This is a genomic window from Thermoactinospora rubra (assembly GCF_002093975.1).
Taxonomy (GTDB): domain Bacteria; phylum Actinomycetota; class Actinomycetes; order Streptosporangiales; family Streptosporangiaceae; genus Nonomuraea; species Nonomuraea rubra_A.
The window spans coordinates 301,564-316,853 of record NZ_MSZZ01000011.1 but is presented as its reverse complement, the minus strand read 5'-3'; the positions used below and the strand labels follow the sequence as shown (position 1 = coordinate 316,853).

The 15,290-nt window shown below is 73.3% G+C and carries 12 protein-coding genes; 7 read left to right on the top strand and 5 right to left on the bottom strand.

All coding sequences use genetic code 11. The features are described from left to right. The first annotated feature begins 168 nt into the window (after positions 1–168). Positions 169–1,143, top strand: a complete 975-nt coding sequence (locus tag BSB02_RS21620) for a hypothetical protein (protein ID WP_084961132.1) — start codon at positions 169–171, stop codon at positions 1,141–1,143. 110 nt (positions 1,144–1,253) lie between these two features. Here BSB02_RS21620 and BSB02_RS21615 read toward each other — a convergent pair whose 3' ends face one another. Continuing rightward, positions 1,254–1,850: a TetR family transcriptional regulator gene (locus BSB02_RS21615; RefSeq protein WP_084961130.1), complete on the bottom strand. Its 597-nt coding sequence runs from the start codon at positions 1,848–1,850 to the stop codon at positions 1,254–1,256. A 58-nt stretch (positions 1,851–1,908) separates the two neighbouring features. Between BSB02_RS21615 and BSB02_RS21610 the strand changes: the two genes are divergently transcribed. Continuing rightward, on the top strand, positions 1,909–2,721 hold the full coding sequence (locus tag BSB02_RS21610) for a class I SAM-dependent methyltransferase (protein WP_084961128.1): 813 nt from the start codon (positions 1,909–1,911) through the stop codon (positions 2,719–2,721). A 12-nt stretch (positions 2,722–2,733) separates the two neighbouring features. On the opposite strand, the gene BSB02_RS21605 is transcribed toward BSB02_RS21610, so the two are convergent. Continuing rightward, positions 2,734–3,324: a DUF2231 domain-containing protein gene (locus BSB02_RS21605; RefSeq protein WP_084961126.1), complete on the bottom strand. Its 591-nt coding sequence runs from the start codon at positions 3,322–3,324 to the stop codon at positions 2,734–2,736. A 112-nt stretch (positions 3,325–3,436) separates the two neighbouring features. Between BSB02_RS21605 and BSB02_RS21600 the strand changes: the two genes are divergently transcribed. From BSB02_RS21600 to BSB02_RS21590, 3 genes are all read left to right on the top strand, one after another. After that, entirely contained in the window at positions 3,437–4,090 is a 654-nt protein-coding gene (locus tag BSB02_RS21600; protein ID WP_158088694.1) for a helix-turn-helix transcriptional regulator, read from the top strand. A gap of 185 nt (positions 4,091–4,275) precedes the next feature. Then, the gene (locus tag BSB02_RS21595; protein WP_143590968.1) at positions 4,276–6,213 is read left to right on the top strand and encodes a hypothetical protein; all 1,938 of its coding nucleotides are present in this window, start codon (positions 4,276–4,278) and stop codon (positions 6,211–6,213) included. Then, positions 6,210–8,468, top strand: a complete 2,259-nt coding sequence (locus tag BSB02_RS21590; protein ID WP_084961122.1) for a PQQ-binding-like beta-propeller repeat protein — start codon at positions 6,210–6,212, stop codon at positions 8,466–8,468. Before BSB02_RS21595 ends, BSB02_RS21590 begins: the two co-directional genes overlap by 4 nt. A gap of 68 nt (positions 8,469–8,536) precedes the next feature. Here BSB02_RS21590 and BSB02_RS21585 read toward each other — a convergent pair whose 3' ends face one another. The 3 genes from BSB02_RS21585 to BSB02_RS21575 form a co-directional block, all read right to left on the bottom strand. Continuing rightward, the gene (locus BSB02_RS21585; protein ID WP_084961120.1) at positions 8,537–10,201 is read right to left on the bottom strand and encodes a glycerol-3-phosphate dehydrogenase/oxidase; all 1,665 of its coding nucleotides are present in this window, start codon (positions 10,199–10,201) and stop codon (positions 8,537–8,539) included. An 87-nt stretch (positions 10,202–10,288) separates the two neighbouring features. Further along, positions 10,289–11,794, bottom strand: a complete 1,506-nt coding sequence (glpK, locus tag BSB02_RS21580; RefSeq protein WP_084961119.1) for a glycerol kinase GlpK — start codon at positions 11,792–11,794, stop codon at positions 10,289–10,291. 31 nt (positions 11,795–11,825) lie between these two features. Beyond that, positions 11,826–12,656, bottom strand: coding sequence for an MIP/aquaporin family protein (locus BSB02_RS21575; RefSeq protein WP_084961117.1), 831 nt, complete (start codon positions 12,654–12,656; stop codon positions 11,826–11,828). Positions 12,657–12,948: 292 nt separating this feature from the next. Between BSB02_RS21575 and BSB02_RS21570 the strand changes: the two genes are divergently transcribed. Further along, on the top strand, positions 12,949–13,716 hold the full coding sequence (locus BSB02_RS21570) for an IclR family transcriptional regulator (protein ID WP_084961115.1): 768 nt from the start codon (positions 12,949–12,951) through the stop codon (positions 13,714–13,716). A gap of 33 nt (positions 13,717–13,749) precedes the next feature. Beyond that, a complete protein-coding gene (gene glpK, locus BSB02_RS21565) occupies positions 13,750–15,261 on the top strand; it encodes a glycerol kinase GlpK (RefSeq protein WP_084961113.1) in 1,512 nt (503 codons plus the stop codon). The last annotated feature ends 29 nt before the right edge of the window (positions 15,262–15,290 follow it).

Here is a 15,290-nt window from a genome sequence, read left to right as displayed (position 1 = left end):
GCCCCGACTTGACAACACGCGGTGGGCCTTAACTACCCGGCATTGCGGTTAGGGCACGCTCGGGCCTGGCGGCCCTCCCGCGCGGGCCTTCACCCCCGGCCTGAAGGCCGGAGCACTGGCCCGCATTTTGGTAGCCTTCGGGGCGCGCGAACCCCGTAAGGTCGCACCATGAAGATCGGTGAGGCGCGGGCGGTGGCGGCGCGCTGGGTGGCGGGCCACCGGGTGCCCGGGTTCGCCGGCGCCTACGTCAGCGGCTCGGCCGCCTGGCTGCCGGCCGAGGCGGAGCTTCCGGCCACCTCCGACGTGGACGTGGTGATCCTGGTGGACGGCGAGGTCCCGCCCAAGCTGGGCAAGCTCCGGCACCACGGCGTGCTGCTGGACGTCGGCTACGCGCCGGTGCAGCCCGCCGAGGAGGTGCTGGCCTCCCCGGCCCTGGCGCCCGCGGTGAGCAGGGGCGTCATCCTGGCCGACCCGGACGGGTCGCTCGCCGCCCTGCACGCCGCCGTGGCGGCGCGGTTCGCCCTCCCGCACTGGGTGCGCGCCCGGTGCGAGGCCCTGGAGGAGCGCATCGCCGCTCTGGCCCGCCTCGACGACGGCCGGCCGCTCGCCGAGCGGGTGCTGGCCTGGGCGTTCCCGGCCAGCCTGCCCACGCTGGTGATCCTGACGGCCGTCCGCGCCAACCCGACCGTCCGCCGCCGCTACGTGGCCGCCCGCGAGGTTCTCACCCGGTACGGCGAAGCGGATTTCCACGAGGAGGTGCTCGGCTGGCTCGGGTGCGCTCGCCTGGCCAGGGCCCGGGTAGCGGCGCACCTGGACCGGCTGGCCGACGTCTACGACCGCGTGCCGTACGACCCGGCCAGGCCGTACGGGACCGACCTCGGCCCCGAGGCGCGGCGGATCTCCATCGACGGCACCCGCGAGCTGATCGAGCAGGGCCTGCACCGGGAGGCGGTCTGGTGGATCGTGGTCACGCTCGCCCGGTGCCTGACCTTCAGCCCGTACGGCACCGCCGCCCTGCGGGAGCTGCTCGACGACCTCGGAGCCGGCACGCCGGAGGCGATGCGGGAGCGGGCCGGGGCGGTGGTGGCCGGGCTGCCGAGGCTGCGGCGGGGGCGCGAGGCGCTCATCCGCCGTGCGGGGTGACGGCGACCGGAACCCATGCGGGATGACGGCGTCGGGGGAGCTGTGCGGCGGCGCCCGATCCCGGGCCCGGGCTCGCCGCCGGGCCGCTCATCGCCCCGCCGGGCCGTTCGTCACAGTGGTTCTCGCACCACACCTGCGAGGACCGTGGCCACCGTCCTGCGGACCGCTTCCGCCTGCGGCGGGGTGCCCGTCCGGTCGGCGAACAGCAGGTGACCGGCCCCGATGAGGGTGGGCGCGAGCATGTCGATGTCGGCGTCCGCCGCGATGCGGCTCAGGTCCCGCTCGGCGGCGAGGTAGGAGGCGATCATGTCCACGGCCTCGGTCAGGACCGGCACGCCGGCCGGCCAGGTGCGGCGCAGCCGGGCGCGCAGCTCGTCGCGGAAGGTGACGAGGGCGACCATCGCCACGGCGGCCGATCCGAACAGGGCCGTCAGCGCCTCGGCGAGGTTGTCCACGACGGCGCCGGTCCCGGCGGACTCGCGCAGGGCGGCGGCCTGGGGGTGCATGCGGTCGACGCGGTCGAGCACGAACTCGGCGAGGAAGGCGTCGAAGTCGTCGAAGTGCCGGTGCAGGACGCCCTTGGCGCAGCCCGCCTCGGTGGTGACCGCCCGGCTGGTCAGCGCGCTCGGCCCGTCCCGGAGCAGGACGCGCTCGGCGGCGTCGAACAGCTGCTCGCGCACGTCGCGGATGGCTATCCCCGTCGGCACCGCGCACCTTCCTTCCCTTGCGGTTGTCGAGTGGGCACTTGCCCACTATGGTGGGCGCATGCCCACTCTACCGCCTTCCCCACATGAGCCCCATCGCCACCGGCAGATGGCGGAGTCGTTCGGCGCGGACGCCGAACGCTACGACCGGACCCGGCCCCGCTACCCCGACGCCCTGGTGGAGCGGATCGTCGCGGCCAGCCCCGGCCCGGACGTGCTCGACGTCGGCTGCGGGACCGGCATCGAGGCACGGCAGTTCCAGGCGGCCGGCTGCACGGTGCTGGGCGTCGACCCCGATGAGCGGATGGCCGAGTTCGCGCGGCACACCGGGGTCGAGGTCGAGGTGGCGACGTTCGAGGACTGGGACCCCGCGGGCCGCCGGTTCGACGCGGTCGTCTCCGGGCAGGCCTGGCACTGGGTGGACCCGGTCGCGGGCGCGGCCAAGGCTGCCCGGGTGCTGCGGCCCGGTGGCCTGCTGGCCGTGTTCGCGCATGCCTTCGCCCCTCCCCCCGCTGTCGCGGAGGCCTTCGCCAGGGTCTACCGGCGAGTGGTGCCCGACTCGCCGTTCAACGGGCAGTCGCCGAGGCAGGCCCTGGACATCTACGAGGCGATGTTCGCCAAGTTCGCCGACGGAATCCGAGAGGCCGGCGGGTTCGGCGACCCGGAGCGGTGGCGATTCGACTGGGAGCAGTCCTACACCCGCGACGAGTGGCTGGATCTGCTGCCCACGACCGGTAGCCTCACCCTGCTCCCAGCGGACAAGCTGGCCGAGGTGCTGGCAGAGGTCGGGACCGCCATCGACGCGATCGGAGGCGGCTTCACGATGACCTACACCACGCTGGCGGTCGCCGCGACGCGAACCGGCACCACCTGACCGCGACAGCCGTCACGGGACGGCGGAGGACGGCGAGTCTGCCGTGCTCTCACCGGGAAGGCGGTCGACGGCGGACTCGTGCCACACGGGTGAGTCGCCGGCGACCTCGACGTTGAAGCCGTAGTCGTAGACCAGCGACCCGCCGATCGCGCCGCCCGCCACGGTCAGCCCCGCCGCGACGACCGACAGCGCCAGCATCGGCAGCGGCGTGGCCGTGTCATCGGCGTACCAGGTCAGCCGCATCGTGCCCGCCGCCACCAGCAGCACGGTGACGACGGCCATCACCAGCGCGTGGGCGTTGACGGTGCGCCATGCCTGGGTACGGCGCGGCGTCGAGCCGAGCCAGTCCGCCGCTCCCGTCACGGCGGCGAGGACGGCGGCGATCACGCCGCCGACGAGCACGAAGGTCCCCGCCCGGTACAGCTCCCGCCCCAGCGGGCCGGAGACGACCACCGAGACCACGTCGAGGCCCGTCGCGAGGACGACCGCGCCGACCGGCACGTCGGTCAGCGGCGGGTGCAGCGGCTTGCCGGACATGCCGCGCAGCCCCTTCCAGGTGCGGCCGCGGATGGTGAGCGCTGGGCGGAACGAGAACAGGCGCATGGCTCCTCCTCTGGAGAGCTATTTCGCCAACTGTCATGCTCAATATTCCGCGCCTCCCTGATTTCGTCAATGGTTGTTGGCATAAATGGGTTCGTCGACTAGCATGAGCCTCATGGCCGCCATGGCGGAAGACCTGGAAGCGCTCGGCCTGCTGTCGGAGCCTCAGCGGGCGCGCATCTACGCCCACCTGACCGCTGCCGGGCCGTGCACCCGGCAGGAGATCTGCCAGGCCCTGGACATGGGCCGCACGCTGGTCGCCTTCCACCTCGACAAGCTCCAGCAGGCCGGTCTGGTGGACGTGGTCGCCGAACCGGCGGCCACCGGCCGCCGCGGCCGCCCCGCCCAGCGCTACCAGGCGGCCAAGCACGAGGTGACCGCCTCGGTGCCGCCGCGGCGCTATGAGCTGCTGGCCGAGGTTCTCCTCGAGGCGGCCCGCGAGCACTCCGCGCCCGAGCCGTTCGCCGACGCCGCCGTCCGCGTGGCCGTACGGCGGGGCCGGGAGCTGGCGGCGGGGGAGCCCGCCGCCGAGGGCCTGTGGCACCTGCTGGCCGGGCTGGGGTACGAGCCCGCCCGGGACGGCGAGGCGGTGGTGCTGACCAACTGCCCGTTCCAGCGGATGCGCGAGGTCAATCCCGGCCTGGTCTGCTCGGTCAACGCCGCGCTGGCCCGCGGCTGCCTCGAGGGCCTGGACGCCGCCGACCGGCTCACCGCCCGGTTCCGGCCGTGCCCGGACAACTGCTGCGTGATCCTGGAGCCGGCCGCCTAGCCCGAGGGCGCGGCGCTCCTGTGTCCCAGGCGGATTATGGTCCCGACCCATAGCCTGCGCTCCGAGGGCGACGAATCACGCCTGGCCCTGCATTCCTGAGAAGATCGATCAGCCCTCTTGACTCGGTGAATTTCGGCCTGCACCGTAATAGAGTCCTCGCCACTCACCCCCTGTGGAGGCCGTTCGTGCCCCTGACACGCCGTACCATCCTGCGGGCCACCGTCGCCGGAGCGGCCCTGGCCGCGCTGACGCCGAAGGCGGCCTCGGCGAGCGCCCCCGCCGAAGGAACGATCACCGACCTGGGTCCCGCCAGCGTCACCACCGCGTTGGGCAACGCCGTCTTCGTCGACGGCCTGCTCTACGCGGTCACCCGGGGCCTGTCGCCGAACGCCGTAGGGGTCTACGACCCCGCCTCCGATCGCGTGGTGCGCCACTACGACATCCCGACCGGCATCGGCGCCTGGGCCATGACGGCGATCGGCACCGACGTCTACGTCGGCACCCACGTCCCCTCGGACCTCTACCGGATCGACACGCTGACCCACCAGGTGACCAAGGTGGCCTCCTTCGAGGACCACTTCATCTGGAACATCGCCGCCTCCCCCGACGGCAGGATCTACCTGGGGATGTCGGAGACCGGCCGGGTGGCCGAGTACGACCCCGCCACGGGGGCGACACGGGATCTGGGCCAGCCGGCGCCGGGGGAGCAGTACGTGCGCAGCATCGCGGCCGACGCCACGACGGTCTGGGCCGGCATCGGCGCGCACGCCCACCTGGTCGCGATCGACCGGGCGAGCGGCGCCAGGCGGGAGGTGCTGCCGCCGGAGCTGGCCGGCCGCGACTTCGTGGCGAGCATGTCGGCGAGCGAGACGCACCTGGCGATGGGCATCTCCTCCGCCGGCGAACTGCTCGTGCTCAACAAGCAGGACCCGGCCGACCACCGGATCGTCAAGGCCACCGTGCCGGGCGAGAAGTACGTGACCTCGACGGCGATCCTCGGCGACGAGGTCTACTTCGCCGGCCGTCCCTCCGGCACGCTGTACCGCTACCGCCGCTCCACCGGCCGGGTCGAGGCGCTGGCGGTGCCGTCCCCCGAGGCGGGCACGCCCGCCATGCTCGTCCACGACGGGAAGATCTGGGGCGTCCAGGAGGCGGCCGTGTTCGTCTACGACCCCGCGACCGGCGCCCTCGACTACCGCAACCTCGTCCAGCGCGGCTTCCGCGCCGCCCCCGAGCAGCCGATGACCGTCGTCTCCGACGGCCGCCGCGTCTACGTCGCGGGCAAGGGCGGCACGCAGGTGCACGACCGGGCCACCGGCGAGCAGACCCGCATCGGGATCCCCGGCGAGCCCAAGGCGATGGTCCCGGTCGGCGGGCGGCTCTACATGGGCGTCTACACGCAGGCCCTGCTGTACGGGTGGAGCCCGGGCGATCCCGCGGCCAAGCTGCTGGCACGCATCGCCAACCGGCAGGACCGGCCCAGGGACATCGCCTACGAAGCGCACTCGGGGCTGCTCGTCGTGCCGACACAGCCGGAACCGGGACAGCCCGACGGCGCGCTCGCGCTGTACCACCTGCCGACCGGAACGCTGGACGTCTACCGGCCGGTCGTCGACCGGCAGAGCGTCTACTCGGTGACGGTCCGCCGCGGCACCGCCTACCTCGGCACCTACATCCAGGAGGGGTTCGGGCTGCCGCCCGCAACCACGACCGCCCGGCTGGCGGCCTTCGACCTGCGCCGGCGGCGGCTCGACTGGGAGCTCGAACCGGTGCCGGGAGCGGCCTTCATCGCCGACCTCGGCCACACGGCCGGGCGGATCTACGGGATCACCGACACGGGGGTGCTCTTCGAGTTCGACCCCGCCCGCCGGAAGGTGGTGCGCACCGCCGAGGTCGGCGGGCCGGGCGGGGACCTCGTGGTCTACGACGACGTCGCCTACGGGACCGACGGCGACCGGGTCTACCGCGTCGACCTCGACTCCCTGAAGATCACCACGGTGGCCGACGGGCTGGCGGGCGCGTGGTTCGACGGCGCCAAGCTCGCGCCCGACCCCTCGGGCCGCGGCCTCTACGCCCTGCGTGGCCGCAACCTCGTCCACATCGCGATCGGAGGCCGGCGATGATCGGGACCATCACGCGGCGGGTCATCCTCACCGCCCTCCTGCTGGCCACCGTCTCCGCCCCGGCCGCCGCCGAGCCCCCGGCCGGGGAGCCCGGCACGGTCACCGACTTCGGGGTCCAGCAGACCGCCCTGACCGTCTTCGAGGTGACGTACGGCACCGCCGCGGGCGGGCGCCCGGTCGCCTACGGGGTGCAGATGGGCTCGCCCGGCGTGCTCACCGTGACCGACCCGGTGACCCGCGAGCTGCTGGACACCGCCTACCTGCCCGGCTCCTCGGGCGCCTGGGGCGTGACCCAGGCGGGCGACGGCACGGTCTACGCGGGCAGCTATCCCAACGCCCACGTCTACGCCTACGACCCGCGAAGCCGTACGACCACGGATCTGGGCGCGCCCGTGCCGGGCCAGACGGTGCTGTACGGCTTCCGCCCCGGCGCCGACGGCCGCGTCTACGGCGGGACCTACCCCGGTGCCCACGTGTTCTCCTACTCGCCCGCCGAGGGGTTCCGCGACTACGGCGCCATGGTCCCGGGCGAGCAGTACGTCATCGACGTCGCGGTCGACGCCTCCCGCGACGTGCTGTGGGCGGCGGTCGGCAGCCACGGGCACCTCATCCGGCTCGACCTCGCCACGGGGGACAAGCGCGACATCTGGCCGGAGGCGCTGCGCGGCGACGCGAACCACCCCTACGACATCAACCTCGTCGGCGGGAAGCTGTTCGTGAAGCGGAGCAGGCTGCAGGCGCTCGTGCTCGACCCGGACACCGGCGAGGTGCTGGCCGAGGGCTTCTCCATCAGCTCGCGCGGCACCTCGCCCGTGGCCCCCGACGGCCGGTCGGTCTACTTCACCTCCGGCACCCAGCTGTGGCGCTACGACCTGTCCGACGACACCTACGGGCCGGCGCTCGACGCATCCGGCCAGCCGGTCCCGAGCGGAGGCCCGGCGATCGGGCTGGGCTTCGTCGCCGGGCGGGTGTACGCCGCGATCGGCAACTACCAGGGCCAGGCGCTGTGGTACGACCCGGCCACCGGCGCGAGCGAACGCCACACGCTGCCGTTCCCGCCGCAGGCGCTCGACATCAACAACATCAGCGCCGGCCCGGACGGCAGGATCTACACCAACCTGTACATCAACGGCAATCTCGCCGTGCTCGATCCGGCCACCGGCAAGACGACCGCCCTCGGGCGCCTCGGCCAGGCCGACGGCTTCGGCTGGCACGGCGGCAGGATGTACCAGGGCGTCTACCCGTACGGCGGCGTGCTGCAGTACGACCCGGCCAAGCCGTACGTCCTGGGGACCAATCCGCGCGAGCTCTTCCGGCTGCAGGCCGACGGGCAGAACCGGCCGCAAGCGTTCGCCTCGGCCGGCTCCAGGCTCTTCGTCGCCAGCACGCCCGACTACGGGCTGTGGGGCGGGGCGCTCACGGTCTACGACACCTCGACCGGCGCCCGCGTCACGCACCGGGACATCGTCGCCGACCAGGGCGTCGTCGCCCTCGCCGTCGCCGGGGGGAAGCTCTGGGGCGGCACGACCGTCAACGGCGGCGGGGGTACCGAGCCGAAGGCCGCCGAGGCGAAGGTGTTCACCGCCGACCTCGCCACGGGAGCGAAGACCGCCGAGTACACGCCCGTCCCCGGCGCGGACTCGATCACCTCGCTCGTCCCCGGCCCGGACGGCATGATCTGGGGCCTCGCCGACGGCGAGCTGTTCGTCCTCGACCCGGCGACCGGCTCGGTCGTCCACCGGCAGGACGTGCCGGGCCGCTACTCCGGCGTCCAGGACGAGCTGGTCGTGAGCGCGGCCGACGAGCACGTCTACGCCTCGCTCGACGGGTACCTGCTCAGGATCGACCCGCTGTCGCGGAAGGTGACGACGATCCGTGACGCCCAGACGTACCGGCTCACCCAGGACGCGCGCGGCGCCCTGTGGTTCCGCAACGGCGTCAAGGCGGCCAACGGCGCCGTGCAGTACGGCTCCCGCCTGCTTCGGTACACGCCGGAACGCGACGCCTGCCCCCGCTCGGACCTGCGCGAGCGCGTGGTCGTGGGCGAGGTCGACTCCGGCGTGGCCAACCGCTACGCCGGGGACGGCTGCACGGTCGGCGACCTCGTCCGCGACGAGGCGACCTGGGAGGGCCACGGCGCCTTCATGAAGCACGTCGCGCACGTCACCGGCGAGCTGGTCCGGGACGGCGTCCTGACCGCCGCAGAAAAGGACGCGATCGTGTCCGCCGCCGCGCGATCCGGTGTCGGCCGCTGACGTCGCAGCAGCCCGTGCCCCTGCCCGCCGTCGTCGCCGCCGGATGACGGCGCGCGCCAAGGCCCAGGTCAGCGGGTCGCGGTCGCGTCGCCGGCGGCGCGCGGGCTCGCGTCGCCGCGCTCCCTGCCCACGAACTCGGCGTACCGCTCGACCTCCTCCGCGACGTCGGCCGCGTTCCACCCGAGGATCGGGGCGACGAGGGCGGCGACGTGCGGGGCCGCGCCCAGGCCGCCGTCCCGCTCCTCGATCGCGATGCGGGTACGGCGCGCCAGGATGTCGTCCAGGTGCAGCGCTCCCTCGTGGGAGGCGGCGTAGACGGCCTCCACCCGCAGGTGCGCGGGCGCGCCCGGGATGGGCTCGCCCAGCGCGCGATCGGCGGCGACCAGGTCGAGCAGCTCCTCGACGCACGAGCCGTAGCGCCCGAGCAGCCGCTCCACGTGGTCGAGCGGCAGCCCGCACCTGGCGGCGACGCGCCGGCGGTCCTCCCACAACGCCCCGTAGCCGGTGGCGCCCAGGATGGGCAGCCGCGCCGTGTCGGACGGCGGAACGGACGGCAGGCCGCGCGCGGCGACGTCCACGGCGTCGCGCGCCATGACCCGGTAGGTGGTGAACTTGCCGCCGGTGACCACGACGAGCCCCGGCGCCGGTTCCGTGACCAGGTGCTCGCGCGACAGGCGCGCGGTGTCGTCGCCGGCGCCGGACAGCAGGGGCCGCAGCCCGGCGTAGACCCCTTCGACGTCGTCACGGGTCAGCGGCTCGCGCAGCACCGCGTTGGCCTGCTCCAGCAGGTAGTCGATGTCGGCCTCGTCGGCGGTGGGCTCGACGGCGGGGTCCCGCCACGGGGTGTCCGTCGTGCCGACGATCCAGTGGCGTCCCCACGGCATGACGAGCAGCACGCTGCGCGCCGTACGGGTGAACAGGGCGGACTCCATCCGGATGCGGTCGCGCGGGACGAGCAGGTGCACGCCCTTGGAGGTCTGCAGGGAGAACGTGCGGCGCTCTCCCGCCAGGTCCTGGGCGGCCTCGGAGCGCGGCCCGGTGGCGTTGATCACACGGCGGGCGCGGACCGTGATCTGCCGGCCGCTCTCCAGGTCCAGCACATCGGCTCCCGCGACCCGTTCGCCGTCCCGCAGCCAGCCGGTCGCCATGGCCCTGGTGATCACGTGGGCGCCGTACTGCGCCGCCGTACGGGCCACCATCATGGTGTAGCGCGCGTCGTCCACCTGGGCGTCGTAGAAGCGGACCGCCCCCACCAGGGCGTCGGGCCGCAGGGCGGGCGCGGCCTCGAGCGCGGCGCGGCGGCTCAGGTGCCGGTGCCGCGGCAGCGCCCGCGCGCCGCCCATGGTGTCGTAGAGCGTGATGCCCGCGCCGACGTAGAGCCGCTCCCACACCCGGCGGCGCAGCGGATACAGGAACGGCAGCGGCCGCACCAGGTGCGGGGCGAGGGTGGTGAGGAGCAGGGCGCGTTCCCGCAGCGCCTCGCGGACCAGGCCGAAGTCCAGCTGCTCCAGGTAGCGCAGGCCGCCGTGGATGAGCTTGCTGGACCGGCTGGAGGTGCCCGCCGCCCAGTCGCAGGCCTCCACCAGCGCCACCGACAGGCCGCGCGAGGCGGCGTCGAGGGCGGCCCCGGCTCCGACGACGCCTCCGCCGACGACCAGGACGTCGATCTCGGCCTCGGCCAGGTGCTGGAGCGCCGCCTCGCGGCGGCGCGCTGTCAGCGATACAGGTCTCAAAGGGGTGCTCCAAACCACGAGTGCTTCACAGGGGGATGGCGGCGACGGGGGGCGGGACCGGCCGCCCGGCCCCACCCCCGGCGTCCGTCAGGTGACGTCGACCCAGTCGAGGGTCCGCTCGACGGCCTTCTTCCAGCGGGCGTAGCCGAGCTCCCGCTGCTCGTGCGACCAGCTGGGCTCCCACCGCTGGTCTTCCTTCCAGTTGCTCTCCAGGTCCTCGGCGGACTCCCAGAAGCCCACCGCCAGCCCGGCGGCGTAGGCGGCGCCGAGCGCGGTGGTCTCCGCCACCACGGGCTTGGAGACGGGCACGCCGAGGATGTCGGCCTGGATCTGCATGCACAGCTGGTTGGCGGTGACGCCGCCGTCGACCTTCAGCACGTCCAGGCGCACCCCCGAGTCCTGCTGCATCGCCTCGACCACGTCGCGGGTCTGGTAGCAGATGGATTCCAGCGTCGCCCTGGCCACGTGGGCGTTGGTGTTGTAGCGGGACAGCCCGACGATGGCGCCCCGGGCGTCCGACCTCCAGTACGGCGCGAACAGGCCGGAGAAGGCCGGGACGAAGTAGACGCCGCCGTTGTCCTCCACCTGGCGGGCCAGCGCCTCGCTCTGGGCGGCGCCGGAGATGATGCCGAGCTGGTCGCGCAGCCATTGCACCGCCGACCCGGTCACCGCGATGGAACCTTCCAGGGCGTAGACGGGAAGCTGCCCGCTGAACTGGTAGCAGACGGTGGTGAGCAGCCCGTTGGCGGACCTGACGGGCTGCGTGCCGGTGTTGAGCAGCAGGAAGTTGCCGGTGCCGTAGGTGTTCTTGGCCTGGCCGGGCTTGAAGCACAGCTGGCCGACCGTGGCGGCCTGCTGGTCGCCGAGCACGGCGCCCAGCGGCACCTCGCCGCCCAGCGGCCCGCCGGCGAGCGTGACGCCGTAGCCCGTGGGGTCGGAGGAGGGCCGGATGGCCGGGAGCATGGCGCGGGGGATGCCGAAGATCTCCAGGAGCTCGTCGTCCCAGTCCAGGGTCTCCAGGTCCATCAGCATGGTCCGGCTGGCGTTGGTGGGGTCGGTGACGTGCGCGCCGCCGGTCAGGTTCCACAGCAGCCACGTGTCGGTGGTGCCGAACAGCGCCTCGCCGTCCTCGGCCGCCTGCCGTACGCCCTCGACGTTGTCCAGGATCCACTGGATCTTGGCGCCGGAGAAGTACGTGGCCGGGGGCAGGCCGGCCTTGCGGCGGATGACCTCACCCTTGCCCTCCCGCTCCAGGGCGCTCGCGATGCGGTCGGTGCGGGTGTCCTGCCAGACGATCGCGTTGTAGTACGGCCGGCCGGTGCGCCTGTTCCACACCACGGTGGTCTCGCGCTGGTTGGTGATGCCGACCGCGGCCAGGTCGCGGTGGGTGAGCTTGGCCTTGGTGAGGGTGGTCTCGATGACCGCGCGGGTGCGTTCCCAGATCTCCGTGGGGTTGTGCTCGACCCATCCGGCCTGGGGCAGGATCTGCTCGTGGGGCAGCTGGTGACGGGCGATCTCGTTGCCGCCGTAGTCGAAGATCATGAACCGGGTGCTCGTGGTGCCCTGGTCGACCGCTCCGACGAAGTCCGCCATGGGATGCCTTTCTCGTGAGGGGGGGTGGGTTTCAGGCCGTCTCGTACTGCACGCGCTCGGCGGGGACCGCGGCCGGCGCCTCGGCCTGCTGGCGTCCCAGGAACCGGCCGATGAGGACCTTGTAGAGCCCGGCGCCGACGACGCCGCCCAGCAGCGGGCCGACGATCGGCACCCAGAAGTAGAGGTTGCCGAACTGGTCTCGCCAGGCGCCCTCGTAACCCGTCAGGAACGAGGCCAGGCGGGGGCCGAAGTCGCGGGCGGGGTTGATGGCGTAGCCGGCGTTGGTCCCCCACGCGAACCCGATGGCGACCACCAGCAGGCCGATCACCACGGGCGTCAGGTTGGCCAGCGGCGGCTGGTTGCGCAGGTCGGTCAGGGCCAGCACGACGAACAGCAGGATCGCGGTGCCGATGATCTGGTCGCGCAGCGCGCCGAGCTCGCCCACCGGCAGCGTGCCGTTGCCCGGCAGGGTCGAGAAGACGCCCTGGGTCTTGATGGTGTGGCCGGGGTCGGCCATGGCCAGCACCTCGCTGTAGTTCCACCGCACGATCAGGGCGGCCACGAAGGCCCCGGCGGTCTGCGCCAGCGCGTACGGGGCGACCTTGCGCCAGGGGAACTCGCGGAACACCGCGAGGGCGAAGGTGACGGCGGGGTTGAGGTGGGCGCCGCTGATCCTGGCGGACACGTACACCGCCAGGGCCACGCCCAGGCCCCAGGCCCAGGCGATGCTGTCGTAGGCGCCGACGCCCGCGGCGGCGACCTGGGCGACGACGCCGACGCCGAACAGGATGAGAATCATCGTTCCGGCGAACTCGGCCGACATCTCGCCGAGCAGCCCCGGTTCACGTTTCGGTTGCGTCATGAGTCCTCCTCGAAGTGGGGGGTGGCGGCACGTCGGGACCGGGCGGCCCGCCGGCGACCGGCGGCGGGGATGTGACCCCGTTCACGTCTGCCGAGGACGCTAGGCAGCGCGCGAGGGCGGGTCAACGGACGAGTGTCGACATTGTCGAACACTTTCCCGCGTTCCGAGCTGGCGTTACGCTGCGCCGTATGTCGCAGACCACACAGGACGGGCAGGCCCGCGGTCGCCGTACGGCTATGGAGTCGGGTGTCGACATTGTCGGCAGACAATCAAGGACCCTAGGATCTGACTCATGCCGGGACCGGTGCAGTCGATCGAGCGAGCCGCCGCGATTCTGCGGCTGCTGGCCAGCAGTTCCGGCCGGCTCGGCGTCGGCGAGCTGGCCAGTTCCCTCGGCCTGGCCCGGGGCACCGTGCACGGCATCCTGCGCACGCTGGTCCGCGTCGGCTTCGTCGAGCAGGACGAGGCCAGCGGCAAGTACCAGCTGGGCGCGGCCCTGCTCCACCTGGGCACCAGCTATCTCGACGTCAACGAGCTGCGCTCGCGGGCCATCAACTGGGCCGACGCGCTGGCCGCCCGCAGCGGCGAGGCCGTGCGCATCGGCACCTTCCTCGACGGCAAGGTGCTGGTCGTCCACCACGTGTTCCGGCCCGACGACACCCTGCAGGCCATGGACGTCGGCACGCTCCTGCCGCTGCACGCCACCGCTCTCGGCAAGGTGCTGCTGGCCTACGACGCCAACGCCGCCGCCGCCATCCGCGACGCCGAGCTGGAGCGCTACTGCCGCCGCACCATCACCAACCATCGCGAGCTGGCCCGCGTCCTCACCCGGGTCCGCGACCAAGGCTGGGCCGCCTCGGTGGAGGAGGCGGTGCAGGGCGAGGCCGGCATCGCCGCGCCCATCCGCGGCTACGGCGGGCTGGTCGTCGGCGCGATCGGCATCTCCGGCGCGGTCGAGCGGCTGTGCGACGCCCGCCGCCAGCCGGACCCGGCGCTGGTGGGCTACGTGCGCGACGCCGCCAGAGCGGTCTCCCGGGATCTGGGCGCCTCGCGCTGGTGAGACCCGCCGCCACGGCCGCCGGGCGGTGGCCGGATGAGCGAACGCTACGTGATGTCCATCGACCAGGGCACCACCTCCACCCGGTGCATCCTGTTCGACCACCGGGGACGGCTCGTCTCGGTCGCGCAACGCGAGCACCGCCAGCACTTCCCCAAGCCCGGCTGGGTGGAGCACGACGCCCTGGAGATCTGGCGCAACCTCGAACGCATCATCGTCGACGCCCTGGCGCAGGCGGGTATCACGACCGACCAGGTCGCCGCCCTCGGCATCGCCAACCAGCGCGAGACCACGCTGCTGTGGGACCGGGTCACCGGGCAGCCCATCGGCCGCGCCCTCGTCTGGCAGGACACCCGCACCGACACCCTGGTCGCCGAGCTGGCCCGCGCCCCCGGCGCCGGCCTGGTCGCCGAGCGGACCGGGCTGCCGCTGGCCACCTACTTCTCCGCCCCGCGCATCCGCTGGCTGCTGGACCACGTCCCCGGCCTGCGCGAACGGGCCGAGCGCGGTGAGGTGCTGTTCGGGACCATGGAGAGCTGGCTGATCTGGAACCTCAGCGGCGGCGTCGACGGGGGCGTGCACGTCACCGACGTCACCAACGCCAGCCGTACGCTCCTGATGAACCTCACGACGCTGCGCTGGGACGAGGAGCTGCTGAAGTTCTTCGGCGTCCCGGCGGCGATGCTGCCGGAGATCCGCTCCTCGGCCGAGGTGTACGGCAGGGCCAGGCGCGTCATCCCCGGCGTGCGCATCGCCGCGGCGCTGGGCGACCAGCAGGCGGCCCTGTTCGGGCAGACCTGCTACGCCCCCGGCGAGACCAAGTGCACCTACGGCACCGGCGGCTTCCTGCTGATGAACACCGGCGCCGAGCCGGTCCGCTCCGCCAACGGGCTGCTGACCACCGTGGCCTACCAGATCGAGGGCCAGCCGGCCGCCTACGCGCTGGAGGGGTCGATCGCCATCACCGGCGCGCTGGTGCAGTGGTTCCGCGACGGCCTCGGGCTCATCTCCACCGCCCCCGAGATCGAGACCCTCGCCCGCACGGTCGAGGACAACGGCGGCTGCTACATCGTCCCGGCCTTCTCCGGCCTGTTCGCCCCGCACTGGCGCAGCGAGGCCCGCGGCGTCATCGTGGGCCTGACCTCCTACATCACCAAGGGCCACCTGGCCAGGGCCGTGCTGGAGGCCACCGCCTGGCAGACCCGCGAGGTCGTCGACGCCATGAACCACGACTCCGGGCTCCGGCTGAAGGAGCTCAAGGCCGACGGCGGCATGACGGCCGACCACCTGCTCATGCAGATCGTCGCCGACGTCCTCAACGTCCCCGTCGTCCGCCCCATGGTCGCGGAGACCGTCTCGCTCGGCGCCGCCTACGCCGCCGGCCTCGCCGTGGGGTACTGGGCGGACCTGGAGGGGCTGCGCCGCAACTGGCACAGGGCCGCCCGCTGGGTGCCGGCCATGGATCCCGCCGTCCGCGCGGCCGAGTACGCCAACTGGAAGCGGGCGGTCCAGCGCTCCTTCGACTGGATCAAACCCGCCGAGCCCTGAGCGGGCCTGGCAGCCGGGGAGCGCCGTTT

Coding starts and splice junctions, on each gene's coding strand:
- BSB02_RS21620 (WP_084961132.1), top strand. CDS start 169: ATGAAGATCGGTGAGGCGCGGGCGGTGGCGGCGCGCTGGGTGGCGGGC.
- BSB02_RS21610 (WP_084961128.1), top strand. CDS start 1,909: ATGCCCACTCTACCGCCTTCCCCACATGAGCCCCATCGCCACCGGCAG.
- BSB02_RS21605 (WP_084961126.1), bottom strand. CDS start 3,324: ATGCGCCTGTTCTCGTTCCGCCCAGCGCTCACCATCCGCGGCCGCACC.
- BSB02_RS21600 (WP_158088694.1), top strand. CDS start 3,437: ATGGCCGCCATGGCGGAAGACCTGGAAGCGCTCGGCCTGCTGTCGGAG.
- BSB02_RS21590 (WP_084961122.1), top strand. CDS start 6,210: ATGATCGGGACCATCACGCGGCGGGTCATCCTCACCGCCCTCCTGCTG.
- glpK (WP_084961119.1), bottom strand. CDS start 11,794: ATGGCGGACTTCGTCGGAGCGGTCGACCAGGGCACCACGAGCACCCGG.
- BSB02_RS21575 (WP_084961117.1), bottom strand. CDS start 12,656: ATGACGCAACCGAAACGTGAACCGGGGCTGCTCGGCGAGATGTCGGCC.
- BSB02_RS21570 (WP_084961115.1), top strand. CDS start 12,949: ATGCCGGGACCGGTGCAGTCGATCGAGCGAGCCGCCGCGATTCTGCGG.
- glpK (WP_084961113.1), top strand. CDS start 13,750: ATGAGCGAACGCTACGTGATGTCCATCGACCAGGGCACCACCTCCACC.